Origin of the sequence: Photobacterium angustum, assembly GCF_002954615.1 — a bacterium.
GTDB lineage: Bacteria > Pseudomonadota > Gammaproteobacteria > Enterobacterales > Vibrionaceae > Photobacterium > Photobacterium angustum_A.
In genome coordinates, this window is the sequence record NZ_MSCJ01000003.1 from 1530500 (window position 1) to 1549827 (window position 19328).

A 19328-nucleotide genomic window follows, 5' to 3' on the forward strand; every position below is an offset into this window, starting at 1 on the left:
TATAAGGTTTCCAAATTTAAAATATACAATATTCTATCTTGGAAACCTTATTTTCATTAATGGTTTATTTGAATAATAAAATAAACAAATACACTCATTTTTTGTTATTAAGCATTAACAACATGGCTCTTCAAGCGTGCTTTCAAATTACTGTACTCTGTTTGTACGTAATTTTCCGCCCATGACTGATCTTCAATATTTTCTACCTTAACGGCACAATATTTAAATTCAGGTGTGCTTGAAATCGGATCCACATGCTCAATGGTTAATTCATTACATGCACCAATCCACCATTGGTAAGTCATGTATACCACGCCTTTATTTACACGCTCATTATAGTTTGCACGTGAAATAACTTTACCGCGACGTGATGAAACCCAAACCAATTGTTGATCGTCAATACCTAACTGACGCGCATCATCAGGGTGCATCTGCACATAACCCGGTTCATCTTCCAATGTCTGTAATGCAGAACAGTTACCCGTCATTGAACGACAAGAGTAATGGCCTACTTCACGCACAGTAGATAATACTAACGGGTATTCAGCATCAGGTTGCTCTAATGGCGCACGCCATTCCGCAGCAATAAACTGACCTTTACCTGATGGTGTACTGAATTTATTACCTTCAAACAAGAAAGGTGTACCCGGGTGATCCTCAGTTGGACATGGCCACTGTACAGATTTTAACCCTTCCATCTTCTCGTACGTTACACCAGAATATAATGGCGCAAGCTGACGCATCTCATCCCAAATTTCTTGGGTATTTTGATAAGACATTGGGTAACCCATACGGGTTGCTAGCAAACTGAAAATTTCCCAGTCAGGTTTCACGTCTCCCGGTGGCGTAATCGCTTTATAGAAGCGTTGGAAACCACGGTCGGCGCTACTGTATACACCTTCATGTTCACCCCAGCTTGTCGCAGGGAAAATCACATCAGCAAATTCTGCTGTTTGTGTCATGAAGATATCTTGAACAATCACCAATTCCATCTTGCGCATGGTTTCACGCATCGCAGCAAGATCGGCTTCAGTTTGTGCAGGATCTTCACCGAAAACATAAAATGCTTTACAGATCCCTTCCTCAACTTTGTGACCAATTTCTGTTAAACGGTAACCCGGCTTACCAGATAATTGTACACCCCAAGCCGCTTCAAATTTTGCACGAATGTCGGCATCTTCTACTGACTGATAACCTGGGAACTGGTGTGGCAACATACCCATATCACAGGTACCTTGTACGTTGTTTTGTCCACGAACAGGACCACAACCTACACCTTCACGACCAAAGTTACCGGTTAATAATGCAAGACCAGCTAAACCACGCACAACATCAACAGCTTGTCCGTATTGGGTAACACCCATCCCCCAAAGGATCATCGCTTCAGGTGCTGCTGCATAAGTACGTGCCGCTAAACGAATATCTTCTGCTTTTAAACCTGTCGTTGTTTCAACACTTTCAGGTGTATAACGAGATACAAGTTCACGGAACGCATCAAAGCCTTCAGTGTTATTTGCAACGTACTCTTTGTCGTATAAGTTTTCTTCAATAATGACATTCGCTAACGCATTAACCAGTGCCATGTTTGAACCGTTCTTCAACGCTAACCATTGATCAGCGACACGTGCAGATTCGATCTTACGTGGGTCGCAAACAATGATCTTCGCACCATTAGCGCGAGCCTTAAGAATGTGCCTTGCTACAACTGGGTGAGAATCAGCCGCGTTGTAACCGAATATGAGTAAACATTTTGTTTTTTGAATTTCGGGAATGGCGTTACTCATTGCGCCATTACCTACTGTTGTCTCCAGACCGGAGACTGATGGAGCGTGTCACACCCTGGCGCAGTGATCGACGTTATTCGTCCCTATCACCGCACGTGCGAGCTTCTGCATCACATAGTTAGCTTCGTTACCTGGACCGCGCGCAGAGCCTGTTGTCATGATCGCGTCAGGGCCATATTGCTTCTTGATTGCCATTAGCTTTTCGCCGGCAAAATCAATAGCTTCTTCCCATGAAACCGCTTCTAACGCGGCATCGCGTGTACGGCGGATCATCGGTTGCTTCAAGCGTGGAGTTAATAAATTGGTGTCGTTAAGGAAATCCCAGCCATAGTAACCTTTTAAACACAGTTGACCTTCGTTGGTACGGCCATCTGCAGGCTCTGCTGCAATTACTTTGTTATTTTCGACAACCAATTTTAGTTTGCACCCAGTACCACAGTAGGGACAAACAACAATTGATTTCTTCATACTAACCTTGGGTTGTAATAATAAACGTCAATAGCATTGTGATTAAACAATCACCTTAGCAACCTGTTGCTACTACAGCGCTCATTGCCGCTGCTTCACGTTTTTGTTGGCTAGTTTCAGTCAACGTCTCAGGTTCAATGATTCGAATCGCACCAGTAGGACAAACTTGAACACAAGAAGGGCCTGACTCTTGGTGATGACATAAATCACATTTTAATGCTTGGGTTTGCGGTACTTTACGCGTAAACAACGCAGCACCTTTTGTCTCTTCAACCATCGTTGTCACCACATTCATTGCACCGTAGGGGCATGCAATAACGCAGGTTTTACAACCGATACAACGAGATTGAATCACTTTGACAAAACCATCTTCTAATACGATGGCGTTATTGGGACAAACCTGAGCACACGGCGCATCATCACATTGACGACACATTACAGGCGTAGTTACATGGGCATTTTTCACGACGGTTAAACGTGGTGCAAAATCCGATGGTGCCATTCCTGCTACCGTATTTTCTGCTTGATGCGATAACGCACAAGCAATTTCACAAGTTCGGCATCCAATACACAAATTTGGATCTGCAAAAACAAATCGGTTCATGGTGTATCCCTTGTTGATGTCGATACATCGCAATACTTATCTGCATTGCGATACCTTATAAGCATGAGCTATGCCAGTTTTTACACCTTGAACAGTAAAAACTCAACCCATTAATATTTAAGACAAAAAAATAAAGCCTGATCGAGATCAGGCTTTATTTACAGCAATGAACATGTGCGATACGTATCGATAACCATCATCGACACGCTTCGTCACATCTCATCGACACTTTATCGACAGGCAAACGATTAAGCATCGTCACTATCGCAGTTTACTGCTAGCAATGGGTGAATCCGCCTGATCCTTGCCAAGTTGGCAATTGTTGATAAATTTGCTCAATACCTTGTTGTACCATTTCCGTTAAAGGGAATGAAAAAGCAACAATCGCAGGCTGTATACCAATGAAGATCACTTCTGGCACAAAGGTCTTCAATTCATCAATTAAGAAATTCAGCGGCAAACTGTGGGTCGACACCACATACATATCAACGATAGTCTCAGGATCAATAATTCGCACTTCTCCTGCTTCTTCACCAATATCTGCGGCATCAACCACCAGCACTCGCTTCGGCATTGCTTTACGAATAAGGTGTAAGCAATCCTCAGGCATCGAGCCGCCTTCCAGCACGCTCCAATCCGCAATCGGATTCTCTTTCATCATCTTTGCGAGTAATGGACCAGCACCATCGTCTGCCATCATGCTGTTACCAACCGTCAATACAATATTGCTGACCGACAGATCGACATCGTCATTCGACACCGTTACGCCCATGACAGAAGAGAGGTTAATTTCCTCTAACACAATTACTGTCCTCCTCGGATCATCATGTACATGGTTGGTTCGCGATGAATATCCCCTAAGGCTTCAATAAATCCGTGGGTTAACTGCTTTGACTTCTCGCTTTGAGTCGCACTATCAATACCATCAAACGCCAGTGCCAACATGTTTAAATGCTCGGGATAAATCGTGATTTCACCAAACACCAGAAAGCCTTTCATTTTACGAAAAGCTTCACCGCTTTGGTCTAATCCACTGATCCATTCAAGGTACTCATGACCTGAGCATTTCAATACCGCATCTAAGCAATCGACCACACCAAGATGGTGACCAATCGCCAAGCTGTAGTACATAATTTGCTTGGCTTCTTCTGGTACATCGTAGCTTTCATCAACAAACTTGCGACCCAAGCTGTAGAAATACACATTCTGCTCAAGGTGACGAGATTGCGTTAATTCTTCAGGTAAATCGGCAATCTTGCTATTAGGCATTTTCGCCTCCACAGCACGCTTTTTGCTCTGCCGCACACGCAGGTTGTCCGGTTAATGCAGCCATGGTTTTGCTTAGCAGAATATTCACGATTTCCGTTAAACGTGGATCGTCTTTTTCCGTTAAGTAATCAGCAATCTTGCTATCAACGTTATCTGCACTACAGGTTGCCAATACATCCATCACTTCATCTGCAATACGTTGGCCTTGAACATAACCTGCAAGTAAGCGGGCTTGACGCTCAATCATCACCTTAATATCCAGTGGAATTTCAGTATGTTTAAGGCTCGCTTTTTGCTCATCAGGATTGTGCGTTTTCGCTTTCAGTTTCTGATCAAGTAAACCTAAAGCTACCGCAAAACCATAAATCGTTGCCGCAGGTGTTGGAGGACAGCCCGGAATGTACACATCAACAGGTACAATCTTGTCAGTACCGCCCCAGACACAATATAAGTCGTGGAAGATACCGCCATCACAACCACACGCGCCATAAGAAATCACAATCTTAGGATCAGGTGCTGCTTCATAAGCACGAAGGGCGGGTGCACGCATTGCGCGAGTCACAGCCCCCGTAAAGAGAAGAATATCGGCATGGCGTGGCGATGCGACAACCTTAATACCAAAACGCTCAGTATCAAATACAGGGGTTGTGGCTGCGAAAATTTCGATTTCACAGGCGTTGCAACCACCACAGTCAACACGGTACACATACGCCGAGCGACGAATCTGCTTAATAAGTGCGTCTTTTAATTTCTGGCTATTAGGCGGTAATGGAACAGGAACAGTTTGGGTATGAGCTGTACCATTTAGCTGTTTAATACCTTTCACATTTCCTCCTCAAGGTAACGTAGATGGCTAACGTTTTCGCTATCTAGCATATTGTTACTACGACGACACTCAGGACAGGTTTCTAATTGTTGGCGACGTAACTCTAATTGATCAGCTGAAACACCAGTTTGTGCCAAGGTGTCTAGCACATAGTCCAATAGCTTTTTCGCTACAAACGGACGCTCACATTGGCGACAATTCGCCAGTTGGAACACCGCATGTTCATACAGATCTTCTTTTCGGGTTACCGCTAATTCAAAGTTCTGCGAAAGCTTAATGGCTTTCGTTGGGCAGACTTCTTCACAGCGACCACAGTAAATACAACGTGCCATCGACAATTCCCAACGGCGTGTACCCGCTTTTTCGTCAGTTTCCATTACCAACGCATTGGCAGGACAAGCACGCATACACGCAGCACAAGACAGACACTGATCTGCATCTAGCTCTGGCTTACCACGGAAGTCTTCATTCACTTCCAATGGTGCGAATGGGTATTTGGTTGTTACTTCACCGGTTTTTAAGACGGTCTTTAATAACTTAAACACAACGCCTCCTACAGCTTAAACGGTGAATTTTTACGGTCGATGCTGTACTGCTCAATCGCTTTATATGGAATAGTTTTGCTACGCTTCTTCTTCGTATCGACAATGGTGACACGGTCAGTACATGAGTAGCATGGATCTAAACTACCGATAATTAAAGGCGCATCAGCAACGGTGTTACCTCGTAACATGTAGCGTAACGTAGGCCAGTTCGCATACGTTGCTGCACGACAACGCCAGCGGAATAGTTTTTGGTTATCCCCTGTCATGCTCCAGTGCACGTTTTCACCACGCGGCGCTTCAGTAAAGCCCAACGCAAACTTATTCGGTACGTAGTTAAAACCTTCAGTGAGAATTGCACCCGGTGGTAGGTGATCAAGGCCGTATTCAACAATATTTAGTGAATCAAATACTTCACGGATACGAACCATCACACGTGATTGCACATCACCGCCGTCCATGGTTTGTAATTCCATTGGAACATCACCGTAAGACTCTAAAGATTGTCCATGAATAATACGTACATCACGCTTAAAGCCGCTAGCACGAATAAGTGGCCCAACAGGGCTGTAATCACGAGCAACTTGCTTCGATAAAATACCTACACCTGCAATACGGCTTTCGATATTAGGTGTTGCTAGAAGCACTTCCACCAACTCAGAAAAGGTTTTGCGTACTTCTTTGACCATCGCAATACCTTTTAAGCGTTGATCTTTAAGAAAATCTCGACGTACACCACCAATCAAGTTCATACCGTAAGTTTTACGGGCACCTGTTAGTAGCTCTGCAAGTTCCATAGTCTTTTCACGGACACGGAAGAACTGCATGAAACCTGAGTCAAAACCAACAAAGTGGCTCGATAAGCCAATGTTTAATAAGTGACTGTGTAGACGTTCAACTTCAAGTAAAACAGTGCGGATCATCTTGGCGCGGAATGGCACATCAACCGATAATGCGTTTTCAATCGTGTTGCTGTAACCCACACTATGAGTAAAGCCACAAATACCACAAACACGGTCAGTTAACTGCGCTACCTCGTGGTAACCCATACGTGTTTCTGCCAGTTTTTCCATCCCACGGTGAACGTAGAACATGCGGTAATCCGCATCAACAATGTCTTCACCATCAACGAATAAACGGAAGTGACCCGGTTCATCAGAGGTAATGTGTAATGGACCAACAGGTACAATACGGTTGCTGTCATCACCTAACTGGTTATCAAAGTTATAGGTTTCAGTTTCAGTGGTAGGCTGTGGACGCTGACGGTAGTCCATCGCATCTTTACGTAGTGGGTGTAGATCTTCAGGCCAATCATCAGGAAGGACTAAGCGACGCTCATCAGGTAAACCTACTGGACGTAATCCGTACATATCACGTACTTCACGCTCGCCCCAAACGGCAGCAGGAATAGTTGGCGTAATAGAAATAAACTCTTGGCTATTGACATCAACCAGTACTTTTACCGTTACCCAACTTTTGACTTCCCCTTCCATAGAAAGCGCATGATAAACCGCAAAGTGACCATTTAAGGTACGCTCGTCATTACCGAATGTAACGGTCAGCCAACCGCCTTGATCGTAATAAAGCCATTTCATCACTTCGACCAAAGAGGTCATTTTTACCGTGATGGTCACTTGATTATCCGTTTGCCACTCTTCATCAATAATGGCTGATGGAAAGAAATGATTCACACCATCGACATACTGTTTGCCAATCCGATTTGATTGCGGTTTAGTGGCATATTGTTCAAATGTATTGTTTGTCATTACTGTTTCTTACCAACCAAAAATTAAAAAGATAAGTGCCAACACGGCCACTAAAAATACAGGGAAAATAGCGCGGTGGATTTTCATAAAGCGGAAACGCGCCATGGTGTTTTCCGCAATACCTGCAATGAAGAAAACCACAAAAAGCTTGATGAATAAGATCACGGTTGCTGAGAATAAGCTGCCGAAACCTAATGATTGGGCTTTACCCCAAGGAATGAAAATCGCAAGGAAGAACTGAGCAACAACGAGCTGTTTTAGACCTAGACCTAATTTCACCATCGCTAACCCAGCACCTGAATATTCAGTCACAGGACCTTCTTGTAGCTCTTGCTCTGCTTCTGCACTATCGAATGGTAATTTGCCCATCTCAATAAACAGTGCAAATGCACACACAAGACCTGCCAAGATAATCGCTAGTGGTGAATGCCAGCTGTCATTTGCCATCGCATGGCTAATATAACCAAGATCGGTTGTACCCATTGCTAATGCAACAACCACAATCGACAGGATCAACATTGGCTCAACCAAGATACCAAGAGTCAATTCTCGGCTACTACCTAAGCCACCAAACATACTGTTTGAATCAATACCTGATAACGCAAAGAAGAAACGGAAAATAGCCAATAAGTAAATATCGGTAATAATATCGCCCGAAATAGGGAAAGGTGACACTTGCGTCACGGTTGGCAATGCCATACCGATCAACAACATAGTGATCACCATTACCCAAGGTGTGATCCAGAAAATAAAGCCTGCATTTGACGGTGATACTGACTGGCGCTGCAATAACTTATAAATATCGCGGTAGTCTTGTAGTACTCCCGGCCCTTTACGAGAATGAATTTTAGCGCGAATAACACGGGAAAATCCGGTTGCCAAAGGGGCAAGCAGTAGCATCAATAAAGCCTGAACAACAGCTAGCATGATCCAACTAGCAGAAGGCATTTCAAGTGGGGACATTAGCAACTCACTCCTGAAATGAAAGGAAAGAACAACACCACAAATAGCGCAGCCGCGCAGCACATAATGCAGACTTTTCGACCATTAAGTTGACTACCGTCAGCTACCGCAAATAAATGAGGTAATACATGACGATCAATCAAAGATTGCTTTGGGCGGTTGTCATAAATAAGGCTAAACATATGACGCATTGGACGCGTAATACCTTCGGCAGAAACTGTCATACGCTGCTCATATTGGTAACCACACGCCCAAGGATCGCCTTGTTGGCGACGTACCAAACGACGTTGACGGAACACATAAAGCAATAACGCAGGAACAAGTGCTAATAGCGCTAGCATAATTGCAATAACAGGCGTAGAGAGGATCGCTTGATCAGCAACAGCCGGATAAACCGCACTACCTGTTGCAACAGGAACAGGGCCAAGATGAAGAATTGAAGATGCAATATCAGAGAAATAAGGTGCAATCCAAGGAGACCCCACACCTAATACGATACATAATATCGCTAACATCGTTGTTGCTGTTGTCATGCCAGCGCCCACTTCACGAGTATTCGCCGCTTGCTCTGTTTTCGGTGCGCCAGTAAAGCAGATACCGTAAACCTTCACAAAACACATACAAGCTAATGCACCTGTCAGTGCCAGCATTACCATACCGAACGGGCCAAACAACATATTTGCAGCGGTTCCTACTTTACCCATGCTAAATAGTGATTGATAAATAAACCACTCAGACACAAAACCGTTAAATGGTGGCAACGCACAAATAGCTAAGGTACCAATTAGGAAAGCAATGGCTGTTTTTGGCATGGTCTTACCCAAACCGCCCATTTTATCCATGTCTTTGGTATGCATACGATACACAATAGAGCCGGAGCCTAAGCACAATAAGCCTTTGAAGATCGCATGGTTTAACAAGTGGTATAAACCACCCAGTAAGCCCAATAGCGCAAGCACTGGATGATGACTTGCAATACCAATCATACTGACACCGACACCAATTAAGATGATGCCAATATTTTCAATCGTGTGGTAAGCCAATAGACGCTTAATATCATGTTCTGCTAACGCATACATTACGCCTAAAACAGACGATACCGCACCGAAGATAAGAATAAGGAAGCCCCACCATAACTGGGTTGCGCCAAGGAAAATAATGCTGAATTTTAGGATGCCGTAGATACCAATTTTCACCATCACACACGAGATCAAGGTAGAACAGTACGAAGGCGAAATAGGATAAGCTTTAATTAACCAACCGTGTAAACCAACACCCGCTGATTTAATACCGAAACCAACTAACGCTAATAGGAAGGTTAATGATGCAAAGCCAGCACTTAATGGTGTAGTCGTGAACGCACTAAAGTCATAGCTATGGGCATTTATCGATAGAATCAAAAATGCAGCCATGATCAAAAAGCTAGCAATATGATCGACAATAAAGTAATTCAAACCTGCCTTACGACTTGCCAAACTACCATCGCTGATCACAATCAACCATGATGCGATTGAGACCACTTCCATAAACACCATAAAAGTGATCACATTGGCTGAAATCACTAATACCGTCATTGCCGCAGCAAAGATGTTAAATAGAATATTGATTTTCCAGCCAGATTTACCTAGATACTCTTTTAAATAGTTAATCGAATAAATAGACGCCGCCATGGTCACTATGGATATTACCACCACCATTAAGGCTGAAAGCATATCCATATTCACCACGCAGCGCGTCGCTAGTGCAAAATCAGCTGAATCATAATGACCCACAATGGTAGACACGCCAGCTAAAACACCAAACACACCTCCAAATGCACTAATGACACCTGCCAAACGTAAGCTATCGCGTTCATCCTTACGACCAAGCCAAGAAATGAGGGCCGCTACACCGTAGCTGATCACAGCAAATAAAACTAAAACTAACGGATTCATTTGTTCATAGCTCCAGATTTCACAGAAACGACACTGTCAGCCGCGCTTTCACGTTTACTGTGGCGTGCTTTCATCACTTTACTCTCATCAATCAGCACAATTGCTTGAGTTGGACATACTTGCGCACAGGCAGGCCCTTGTTCACGGAAACCACATAAATCACATTTCACAGCGATACTTTTAACGCCCGGCTCCCATGCCAAAATATCTTGACCAAAAGTGCTAGGGATTGACGTTGATGGGTTACTAGAACGAGGAGTAGAAGGGATATAGGTATCGTAACTGTTTGCCATCGCGATTGGTCGACTACCATCAAAAGCGATAGCACCAAACGGACACGCGACTGCACATAATGTACAACCAACACAAAGCGACTCGTTAAGAACAACACGATCTGCTTGTTTAGAAATAGCTTGTACCGGACATACAGCCGCACAAGGCGCGTCTTCACAGTGACGACACATCACAGGTGCCGTAGCATTGTCATGCTTAACCACGGTAAGACGAGGATGACTTTGCAGTCCGACTTTTTTATGTTCTTCGGAGCACGCTGCCATGCAGGTACCACAACCGATACATTTGTCGGGATCTGCAACAACAAAGCTTTTCATGATCTTTCCAGTTAATTGCAAAAAGCATCACAAAAAGCAATAATCATACCAATAAGGTATTCTTGTGTTTTATTAGCTAAAGATCATTCACTTATACTTAGCGCGCTCTCCTACTCTTCACTTTTTATCACTAACAAAAGTAAATAAGCATAGGATGATCGCTCATCGACACTACTGTCGACACCTTATTTCGACAGTAGTGTCGACACAAAACGACGAACAAGAAGGAACTGTTTTATAATTGAGTTTCACGAGATGGATATTTACCACCCTACTTTATGAATATGACAAATGATTAAGAAAAAACACCTTCATTCAACCATGCCTTTCTATCTCCTTTTTATTGCAGGTATTGTTGATGCTATTGGCTTTATCCATCTGAAAAATGGCCTATTTATCTCTTTTATGAGTGGTAACACAACCCATGTGGGAATATTGTTAACATCAGGCAATACACCACAAGCGTGGCACTACATTGGGGTTATTGTATTATTTGTTTTAGGTGCTGCCGTCGGTGAAGCTATCGCGATTGCTAATAAACCTTTTTATCGCAGTATGATCATGGCGCTAGTCACATTAGTGCTATCAGCAACATTGTTTGTTGAACCTATCGCTAAGCCGATTGTGACCAATTTCTTCTTAAGCTTTGCTATGGGGATTCAAAATATCGCACTGCGGTTAACCATTGAAAAATCAACCGCGCTAACCTACGTAACGGGTTTTTTAGTTAATACTGGACGTTCTATTGCCATGCTATTTATGGGTGAAGGCGATCGCAGCACGTTTTTTCGCCATTTCAGCTTATGGTTATCCATCTTTCTTGGCGCAATTGCAGGAACGCAAGTGATGGATTACTCCTTCAGGTATGCGTTACTTGTCCCAATAATCTTAAGCTTAATTGCGACAGTGATTTTGTTCTGGACCCATGAAATTGCGGATGATTAATAGTTACTGTAACCAATAAAACGAAAAAGCCGACGTGATGTCGGCTTTTTAAATCAATTCTATTGCGGTGACACTAATAACTTCACATCTCTGAGCTTATCTGCATCTTGTTTATCAGCAGGCAATGGAAAAAACGTAATATCCCAAATAGCATTAAATGCCACTCGACATAACTTACTCTGTGATTGCATTTCTACACGCTCAACCAAACCTTTATCGCTTAGATGCATGTTTAAAGAACATTCTGAGCCACGATAAGCGCTTAAATCCCCCATTTCTTCACGTAATAAACGCATATAAACACCAGAATATTGAGTGATAACAGTTGACTCATTTATAAAAAAATCCTTTAAATCACTAATTTCTTTACCACTAACACTGCATGTAATAACTGCTAAGATAACGCCAGTAATGAGAGACTGTTTCATGTGTTCTATAACCTATGCTTGTTCAAATTTTAAAACGCCTTATCAACAGTAAGCAATTTTATAGTCAAATTTCATATCTCAACTATCGCTTTAAACACAAAGCACTTATTCAATACGTATTACATCTCAATTCACTACATCACTCTCAAAACCCTTGACCTGTCTAAAGCTTCATAGTTTATAGTTCGCCTATCAACAATGAGGGGAAAACTGCCATGTACCGTATTTCAGAATTAGCGCAAAAGGTGGGATTAAGTCGTTCCACATTACTTTATTACGAAAAGCTTAAACTGATCACTGGCACACGCTTAAGCAATGGTTATCGTGGCTATACCGACAAAGATGTGCAACGGGTAAAACTGTTACAGCAACTGCAAGCAGGCGGGCTTTCATTGAAAGAGTGCCAATCCTGTTTAGATGCCCAAATAGATCGAGATCTGCTACTTCAACGGCTAAATATTCTTGATGAAGAAATCGCCCACAAACTGAAAGCCCGTGATTTGCTTTCTGCCATGCTGGGTATAAATTCGATGAAAGAATGGCATCAATCAATGGAATCAGCAGCACCCTCGGCTCACTTAGAATGGCTAATGAAGCAAGGTTTCAGTGAAAAACAAGCCTTACGATTAAAATGGCTATCAAAAGATATGAACGAACATGAGCAATACATGGCAGACTTTGAATCGATCTTTGATGATTTAGAACGACTTGGCCCTAGTTGTGATGATGACTCACTAAAAGTACTCGAAACATTACCCATTAAATCTGGTGAAGTATTAGATATCGGCTGTGGTAAAGGTGTTGTCACCACCCTATTAGCTAAACATGGCGATTTTCATATCACGGCATTAGACAACGATGAATATAACTTACGTTGTGTAAACGAAGCGGCCATTGAAAACAGACTTGAATATCGCATCACTACTGTTTGCGCCAGTATGACTGCAATGCCTTTTGAAGAGCAACATTTTGATGTGCTGTGGGCTGAAGGCAGTGCTTACATCATGGGGGTTGAGCAAGCACTTAAACAATGGAAACCATTTATTAAGGCTCATGGTTATTTGGTTATCAGTGACTTGGTGTGGTTAGCCGATAATCCAAGCCAAGAAGCAGTCGATTTCTGGCAGCAAAACTATCCAGATATGACCACCAGCGAACAACGAGTCAAACAGATGCAGCAAGCAGGTTTTGAAGTGATCAGCCACTTTACCCAAAGTGATCAGTCATGGACAAACTACCTAGCACCATTACAAAACAAGATCGCTCAATTGGATAATCAACATTTCACGTCCAATGCCATTAAAGATATTAAGAACGAAATCCATATTCATGAGCACTATTTAGGTCAATACGGCTATCAATTATTTGTATTAAAGAAAAAAGGTTAAACATGATCATTCGAGTAGAAAAAGATTCAGACATTACTGTGATTGAAACGCTAACTTACAGTGCATTTAAAGATCATCCTCATCATGAACCGGGCTCAGAACCAACCGAGCACTTAATCGTTAACCGCCTACGAGATGCTAACGCCTTAACACTGTCGTTAGTCGCAGAAGTAAACAATCAAGTTATTGGTCATATCGCTTTCTCCCCAGTACTAATCAATGGTGAAGCTACAAACTGGTACGGTTTAGCACCTGTATCAGTATTGCCAGAACAACAAGGAAAAGGGATTGGTAAAGCGTTAATTAACGAAGGATTAGCCCAGTTAAAAGAACATGGTGCAGAGGGATTCGTACTATTAGGTGAGCCTGAATATTATGGTCGATTTGGTTTTAAAGCCAAACCAGAATTAACCCTAACAGGTGTGCCAGCTGAATACTTCTTAGCCCTGCCTGTTAAAGATTCAATTCCGACAGGTGAAGTAAGCTATCACCCAGCATTTTTTGAATAATGCATTTAAAAGCCGGCGTAGTGTCGGCTAATTATATATGGTTGAAAAATATCATTACTAATAACCTTATTTTTTCAAGTTTATTAAAAACCCTTAGCAACCTCATCTTAAAACGAATTTCTACTTTTTAGCAATCCACCTTATCATCCAATTATGAATAATGATAAATGCTATAAAAGTCGATTAATAAGAAAATAAATTCCAGAAAATGCGTTTCTTATTAATGAAACAGACAAAAATATAAAGCATAATTTTTGGTTATGGATTATCTAAATTTGTGATTATATATCATTACAATAAAGATCAATAATGTACGCACAACTTAAAGAAAGATACTTTAAAATAGTCAGTTTCTTATCAAATTTTATATTTATTTGCTGATAATCGTCTCAAATCATCCAATATTTCTATCATGAATTTAAGTGGCTCACTCTTTTTATATCTTTATTAAAAATGCATATAAAAACAGGATACTCAATGAATAATTCAATACAAGTTAAACGCTACGACTACCTAGATAATATCAAATGGGTGTTAGCGGTATTGGTGATATTGCACCATAGTGCAGGCGCAGCAGGACTCGATCAAATAGGATTTAATTTGCCCCATGTTAAAGAATCGATGCAATATCAATATGGGGTTTTAAGCATATTTCAGAGTTTCAACCAGTCATTTTTTATGTCGCTGTTTTTCTTTATATCAGCCTACTTCGTGATCCCTTCTTTTGAGCGTAAAGGAACTAGGACGTTTATGTTGGATAAGCTCAAGCGGCTCGGTATCCCAACCTTAATGACCCTATTTATAATCACTCCAATTGTATCTCTTGAACTTGCCGCATCAAATCTTAAAGGCTTTTTCCTCAACGGTAATATTTCCTTAGGAGTAACCTGGTTCTGCTGGACCTTGATTGTATTTAGCGGGGTATTTACATTGTGCCGTACTGGCAGTCAAAAGGTTTACGTTGATAAGCCGTTTCCGGCACCATGGCAGATCTTGCTGTTTGCCGTGATAATGATTCCTGTCAATTTCTTTGGCTTGTATATGATGGAAGTTCTAGGTAGCGATTTCTTAGGTTTTCACCTTCTAAAATATTTTCCGATGTATATCAGCATGTTTTACTTTGGCATCTTAGCATATAGGTATCAGTGGCTGGATAAGCTAGAGTTTAAACATGCTTTTTTCGGGATTCTTATGTGGATTGTCGCATTCGCATTCATCTCTCCGACAGCTTCCGGTTATGACCTGAATGGTGAAATGGTAATGCGTGGATTTACCGTTATTGGGATGTCGATGTTTCTGCTCTATAGCTTCAAAATGCTATTCAATACTAAGGGACAATGGAGTTCAATCTTAGCCCGCACCGCTTTTGCGGCTTATGTGGTGCAGATTATCCCAATGAAGTTAACCGTAGACTTTTATCAACCTCTTATGACCCAAACACCCTTAATCAACTTTGCGGTCATTGCCATCCCCTCTGTGATCGGTTCTTTTGCAATTGGCTATCTTATCTGCAAGACCCCCGTCCTAAAACGTATTTTCTGATCTAGCTAAATATGTGACTCTGCATCTCGGTGATAGAGTCACAGCTAGTCGAGCTTATTGGATATAGCATTTGGACTGGTAGTAATAGCTACGCACCACTTATCACTACTAGTCTCGATGTGTCGTTTACTGTATACATAACTCATTCTGGTAGACTCAGCGGAATCTCCAGCGAATAGAGGTTGCATATTTCTAGTAACCAAACTCTCCAGATATGACCAATAGAGAACAATACATTTAAAAGCCGGCGTAATACCAGCTATTTATGTATATACTCTCCACCATAAGAAAACGTCTTTATTATTTAATACTTCTGTAAAAATATACTTGGTAAAAAACATCACCAATAACCTTTGTTTTTTAAGCTTATTAAATATTTTCACGACCTAATTTAAAAAACCACTAATTAATTTTCTTATCAATAATAATTAGCAATATAAAACATAATATTTCGTTATGGGTTATATAAATGCTTGTTTATATATCATGACAATAGATAATAATAAAATACAGCCAACCTAAAAACGATAACCAAATTAAATCAGTCACTTAAAATTGATTTATTAACATTTATTTGCTGATTATCTTTCAAATATATCTATTTACATGACATTTTCCCACATTTTTAAAAAGGTTTTTATATGAAAAAGTTATGCCTATTCGTACTCATTTCAACAATATTAGTGGGTTGTGGCGGTGGCGGCGGTAATGACGATAATAATAGCGGTGGTGGCGGTGGTGGCGGTGGTACAGACAAAGCTACTCCACTTGATCTTGGTAATTTAACATCTGATGTTAAAAAGCAATACGCACAAGTTAATTATGATACTTTTTTAGTTATTACTGAAAGCGCTCTAAATTGTGCAAAAGATCTTAACATTGGCGAAACCGATAATGCTTGTGCAGTTATCGATAGTGGCAATCATAATGAAGGGTTGAGTATTGAAGAGATATCAGGGACTTTATCTGTTCAAAAGCAAGCTGATAAGATTCAGATAAGCACTGTTAAAGACATACAATTTCATGCACCTTTAATTAATCAAAACACAAATACTTTTAAGCTCAATCAAAATAATATTGCTAACACACAAAAAGAAACAAATTTTATTAAAATACCAGAGGCAACAGATCAAGAAGCCAATATTCAAGAAGTCGAATCCGACCAAGTGTATTTAGGTGGTACTTTTACCTTCTCAAATGATAATGGTATCAAAACCGTTGACGCTTTTGCTCATGAATTCTATGGTTTAATTTATAGTCATAATACCAACACAGATGAAAGTCATTTTGTCAGTAGCATAAGTCGATTAGTGGGTAAAAATAATGCTATGGTCGACTGGAGTACAGATGAAAACGGTGCAATAAGACCAATCTAATTTCATTAACTCAAAAATTAAGCCAAACTTAAAAAGTTAAGTTTGGCTTTTATTTAAAACTGGTTAGCGTTCTTAAATATCTAAAGCCTATTGAAGCGGTATTTAGACTGCATCTCTAAGTTGAATTTTCTTACCTAAACGGCTGCTTTCCAACGCCAACTCGATTAATTTAATGTTTAACAATGCGTCTTCTGCTTTAACAGGACATGTCGCACCTTGGCGAATGGCTTTAGCCACTTGGTAATAATATTCCTGATAACATCCTTTCACTGTTGGTACAGGCGAACAGTTTTTCTCATCATAAAAGTGACCATACTGAGAGGGTAATTCTGCCGACCAATCTTCATTTACAGGCTTAATACCAGAAACTAAGTATTGCTCTTGCGGATCAATACCCAGCTTTTCATAACAGCCACCAGTACCTTTAATAGTAAAACGCCTATTTTCGCCAGCACTTATCATGTCGCCATGAAGCACAACAAGGTGAGTTGAGTAATGTAAAAGTAAGTGGAAGTAATCAACATTATTAGAGCCTTTTCGCGTGACTCTACAATCGGCAGTGATCGCGTCTGGTAATCCAAACAAGGTGATCGATTGATCCAGCAAATGCGAGCCTAAATCAAACAATATACCGCCCCCATCTGCGGCTTGCTCTTTCCAACGTTCGCGAACCACAGGGCGAAAGCGATCGAAGTGAGATTCAAAATGTTTTAACTCTCCAAAACGTTTTTCATCGATCATTTTTTTCACGGTAAGAAAATCACCATCCCAACGTCGATTGTGGTAAATACTCAGCATTAGTCCCTTTTCTTTTGCTAATGCGATCAGTACTTCCCCATCTTCAACCTTGGTGACAAATGGCTTTTCAATAATGACGTGTTTACCATTCTCTAAGGCTGCTTTAGCTAACTGAAAGTGGACATCATTTGGCGCGGTAATGATCACTAATTCAGCATCGGAAGAAGTTATCAGCGCTTCTGCACTATCAAAATGTTGAATTAATGGCCAATCTTCTTGAAGTTGTTGTTGCTTACTTGTGCTTATCGCCGTTAGCTCAAACTCTTTTAGGCTTGTAATAAATGGAATATGAAAGGTTTGAGCGGAAAAACCATAACCAATAACCGCTGTTTTGATCGCTGAGCACGCCATGTTCATTTCTCCATACCGAATAATTGGCAATTGAATAATATCGTTTCATTTATACAAACACTGACAAACTCAAATACCAGCCAGTCATCTATCTGTGTGAGAAACTTATCATTATGGGGCAATGTAGGAAATGCAACTTACACATTTTTTGTCGTTTTAAGTGGTGAAAACAGGAAAATATAGAGCTGTATTTCACTTTAATAGTCAAATATTGCTATTTAGCGCATCTGAATAACTGTACCGTTGTCAGTAAGACCATTAGTGAAAAAAACGTCACCTTGATTTGATATTAATACCGCCTCAATGCCTGCCTGACGATTAAGATAAGCAAGCGCATCATCAATGGATGATAAAAAGCCAGCAGTGCTCCATATTTCACCGTCCACAGAAAGCTTTGAAATAATCGTCACACTCGCGATATTGGTTGAGATAGGCTTACCCGTTTGCCCATCAAGAAGGTGATGGTATCGCTGCCCGTTGTATTCAAAATAACGTTCATTAATACCAGACGTTACCATTGAATAACCTCTTAAAGGCACAACTCGACAGATATCGCCACGCGAAGATGCCAGCGGGTTTTGAATACCGACATTCCATGTTTGTGAAGCATTCTCAGGCGAGTAACCAATGGTCAGCACATTACCACCAAGGTTAATAAAGCCATGCTCGACCCCGTTAGCCGTAAGAAAATCTTTGATCCGATCAGCAAAATATCCTTTAGCAATAGCACCTAAATCTATCTGCATACCCGTTTGAGAAAGGTATACCGACTGATAGTCATCATCTAGGATAATGTTTGACGGATCGACAAGCTGTAATTTTTCCGCAAACTCCGCATCTGTGGGTAACTTGGCATCTTTAAAACCGATATGCCATGTTTTAACTAGTGGCCCAATCGCCACATTAAACGGATTTTGAGGATCGATACTGATCGCTTTTGATTTCTTAATCAGCGCATAAAGATCCGGCTTTACACGGACAGCTCGAATGCCTGCGTAATTATTGACGCGCATCAATTCAGATTGCGCCTGATTAACCGTAAAACGTTGAGTAAATTCTTGAAGTTGCAGATAACATTCTTTGATCAACGCTTCACCACGTTCATGATGAACTACAAGATCAATAAAGGTTCCCATCATAGGAAAACGTGTTTTATAACTTGCCATTAAGTCTGTTCTCGTTAAATAGTAAAAAGGGAAGCACATGGCTTCCCTTTATACCCAA

At 41.2% G+C, this 19328-nt stretch carries 18 protein-coding genes; 5 read left to right on the plus strand and 13 right to left on the minus strand.

Annotated elements, in window-relative coordinates; all coding sequences use genetic code 11:
* Positions 1-107: 107 nt before the first annotated feature.
* The 10 genes from fdhF to BTO08_RS21800 all read right to left on the minus strand — a co-directional run bounded on the left by fdhF (position 108) and on the right by BTO08_RS21800 (position 10767).
* Complete coding sequence (gene fdhF, locus BTO08_RS21755) at positions 108-2252, minus strand: formate dehydrogenase subunit alpha (RefSeq protein ID WP_105062615.1); 2145 nt, start codon at positions 2250-2252, stop codon at positions 108-110.
* Between the two features lie 55 nt (positions 2253-2307).
* Positions 2308-2856 carry a 4Fe-4S binding protein gene (locus BTO08_RS21760; protein WP_005366157.1) on the minus strand — a complete coding sequence of 183 codons (549 nt, stop codon included), beginning with the start codon at positions 2854-2856 and terminating at the stop codon, positions 2308-2310.
* A 277-nt stretch (positions 2857-3133) separates the two neighbouring features.
* Positions 3134-3628: a hydrogenase maturation peptidase HycI gene (gene hycI / locus BTO08_RS21765; RefSeq protein WP_105062717.1), complete on the minus strand. Its 495-nt coding sequence runs from the start codon at positions 3626-3628 to the stop codon at positions 3134-3136.
* Between the two features lie 32 nt (positions 3629-3660).
* A complete protein-coding gene (locus tag BTO08_RS21770) occupies positions 3661-4125 on the minus strand; it encodes a formate hydrogenlyase maturation HycH family protein (RefSeq protein ID WP_045132253.1) in 465 nt (154 codons plus the stop codon).
* Positions 4118-4951 carry an NADH-quinone oxidoreductase subunit B family protein gene (locus BTO08_RS21775; RefSeq protein ID WP_045132254.1) on the minus strand — a complete coding sequence of 278 codons (834 nt, stop codon included), beginning with the start codon at positions 4949-4951 and terminating at the stop codon, positions 4118-4120. The genes BTO08_RS21770 and BTO08_RS21775 overlap by 8 nt, the downstream gene beginning before the upstream one ends.
* Complete coding sequence (locus BTO08_RS21780) at positions 4948-5496, minus strand: formate hydrogenlyase complex iron-sulfur subunit (protein ID WP_045132255.1); 549 nt, start codon at positions 5494-5496, stop codon at positions 4948-4950. Before BTO08_RS21780 ends, BTO08_RS21775 begins: the two co-directional genes overlap by 4 nt.
* Positions 5497-5504: 8 nt before the next feature.
* Positions 5505-7259, minus strand: coding sequence for an NADH-quinone oxidoreductase subunit C (locus BTO08_RS21785; RefSeq protein WP_105062616.1), 1755 nt, complete (start codon positions 7257-7259; stop codon positions 5505-5507).
* 9 nt (positions 7260-7268) lie between these two features.
* A complete protein-coding gene (locus BTO08_RS21790; protein WP_105062617.1) occupies positions 7269-8222 on the minus strand; it encodes a respiratory chain complex I subunit 1 family protein in 954 nt (317 codons plus the stop codon).
* Positions 8222-10156 carry a proton-conducting transporter membrane subunit gene (locus BTO08_RS21795; protein WP_105062618.1) on the minus strand — a complete coding sequence of 645 codons (1935 nt, stop codon included), beginning with the start codon at positions 10154-10156 and terminating at the stop codon, positions 8222-8224. Before BTO08_RS21795 ends, BTO08_RS21790 begins: the two co-directional genes overlap by 1 nt.
* Positions 10153-10767 (minus strand): 4Fe-4S dicluster domain-containing protein, encoded by a 615-nt coding sequence (locus BTO08_RS21800; RefSeq protein ID WP_105062619.1) that lies wholly within the window; start codon positions 10765-10767, stop codon positions 10153-10155. Before BTO08_RS21800 ends, BTO08_RS21795 begins: the two co-directional genes overlap by 4 nt.
* A gap of 291 nt (positions 10768-11058) precedes the next feature.
* On the opposite strand from BTO08_RS21800, the gene BTO08_RS21805 reads away from it, so the two are divergent.
* A complete protein-coding gene (locus BTO08_RS21805) occupies positions 11059-11712 on the plus strand; it encodes a YoaK family protein (protein WP_105062620.1) in 654 nt (217 codons plus the stop codon).
* A gap of 59 nt (positions 11713-11771) precedes the next feature.
* Here the strand turns inward: BTO08_RS21805 and BTO08_RS21810 are convergent, their stop codons facing one another.
* Positions 11772-12140 carry a cell envelope integrity TolA C-terminal domain-containing protein gene (locus BTO08_RS21810; RefSeq protein ID WP_105062621.1) on the minus strand — a complete coding sequence of 123 codons (369 nt, stop codon included), beginning with the start codon at positions 12138-12140 and terminating at the stop codon, positions 11772-11774.
* A gap of 215 nt (positions 12141-12355) precedes the next feature.
* On the opposite strand from BTO08_RS21810, the gene BTO08_RS21815 reads away from it, so the two are divergent.
* From BTO08_RS21815 to BTO08_RS21830, 4 genes are all read left to right on the plus strand, one after another.
* Positions 12356-13528, plus strand: coding sequence for a MerR family transcriptional regulator (locus tag BTO08_RS21815; RefSeq protein WP_105062622.1), 1173 nt, complete (start codon positions 12356-12358; stop codon positions 13526-13528).
* Between the two features lie 2 nt (positions 13529-13530).
* Entirely contained in the window at positions 13531-14037 is a 507-nt protein-coding gene (locus tag BTO08_RS21820; RefSeq protein ID WP_105062623.1) for a GNAT family N-acetyltransferase, read from the plus strand.
* Between the two features lie 477 nt (positions 14038-14514).
* Complete coding sequence (locus BTO08_RS21825; RefSeq protein WP_105062624.1) at positions 14515-15579, plus strand: acyltransferase family protein; 1065 nt, start codon at positions 14515-14517, stop codon at positions 15577-15579.
* Positions 15580-16220: 641 nt separating this feature from the next.
* Positions 16221-16955: a hypothetical protein gene (locus tag BTO08_RS21830; protein WP_105062625.1), complete on the plus strand. Its 735-nt coding sequence runs from the start codon at positions 16221-16223 to the stop codon at positions 16953-16955.
* A 102-nt stretch (positions 16956-17057) separates the two neighbouring features.
* Here the strand turns inward: BTO08_RS21830 and BTO08_RS21835 are convergent, their stop codons facing one another.
* On the minus strand, positions 17058-18104 hold the full coding sequence (locus BTO08_RS21835; protein ID WP_105062626.1) for an oxidoreductase: 1047 nt from the start codon (positions 18102-18104) through the stop codon (positions 17058-17060).
* A gap of 218 nt (positions 18105-18322) precedes the next feature.
* Complete coding sequence (locus BTO08_RS21840) at positions 18323-19270, minus strand: FAD:protein FMN transferase (protein WP_105062627.1); 948 nt, start codon at positions 19268-19270, stop codon at positions 18323-18325.
* Between the last annotated feature and the right edge of the window lie 58 nt (positions 19271-19328).

What these genes read in the sequence shown, in the direction of transcription:
- BTO08_RS21760 (WP_005366157.1), bottom strand. Translation starts at nt 2,856, where the DNA reads ATGAACCGATTTGTTTTTGCAGATCCAAATTTGTGTATTGGATGCCGA.
- hycI (WP_105062717.1), bottom strand. Translation starts at nt 3,628, where the DNA reads ATGGGCGTAACGGTGTCGAATGACGATGTCGATCTGTCGGTCAGCAAT.
- BTO08_RS21770 (WP_045132253.1), bottom strand. Translation starts at nt 4,125, where the DNA reads ATGCCTAATAGCAAGATTGCCGATTTACCTGAAGAATTAACGCAATCT.
- BTO08_RS21785 (WP_105062616.1), bottom strand. Translation starts at nt 7,259, where the DNA reads ATGACAAACAATACATTTGAACAATATGCCACTAAACCGCAATCAAAT.
- BTO08_RS21790 (WP_105062617.1), bottom strand. Translation starts at nt 8,222, where the DNA reads ATGTCCCCACTTGAAATGCCTTCTGCTAGTTGGATCATGCTAGCTGTT.
- BTO08_RS21795 (WP_105062618.1), bottom strand. Translation starts at nt 10,156, where the DNA reads ATGAATCCGTTAGTTTTAGTTTTATTTGCTGTGATCAGCTACGGTGTA.
- BTO08_RS21800 (WP_105062619.1), bottom strand. Translation starts at nt 10,767, where the DNA reads ATGAAAAGCTTTGTTGTTGCAGATCCCGACAAATGTATCGGTTGTGGT.
- BTO08_RS21805 (WP_105062620.1), top strand. Translation starts at nt 11,059, where the DNA reads ATGATTAAGAAAAAACACCTTCATTCAACCATGCCTTTCTATCTCCTT.
- BTO08_RS21810 (WP_105062621.1), bottom strand. Translation starts at nt 12,140, where the DNA reads ATGAAACAGTCTCTCATTACTGGCGTTATCTTAGCAGTTATTACATGC.
- BTO08_RS21815 (WP_105062622.1), top strand. Translation starts at nt 12,356, where the DNA reads ATGTACCGTATTTCAGAATTAGCGCAAAAGGTGGGATTAAGTCGTTCC.
- BTO08_RS21820 (WP_105062623.1), top strand. Translation starts at nt 13,531, where the DNA reads ATGATCATTCGAGTAGAAAAAGATTCAGACATTACTGTGATTGAAACG.
- BTO08_RS21825 (WP_105062624.1), top strand. Translation starts at nt 14,515, where the DNA reads ATGAATAATTCAATACAAGTTAAACGCTACGACTACCTAGATAATATC.
- BTO08_RS21830 (WP_105062625.1), top strand. Translation starts at nt 16,221, where the DNA reads ATGAAAAAGTTATGCCTATTCGTACTCATTTCAACAATATTAGTGGGT.
- BTO08_RS21835 (WP_105062626.1), bottom strand. Translation starts at nt 18,104, where the DNA reads ATGGCGTGCTCAGCGATCAAAACAGCGGTTATTGGTTATGGTTTTTCC.
- BTO08_RS21840 (WP_105062627.1), bottom strand. Translation starts at nt 19,270, where the DNA reads ATGGCAAGTTATAAAACACGTTTTCCTATGATGGGAACCTTTATTGAT.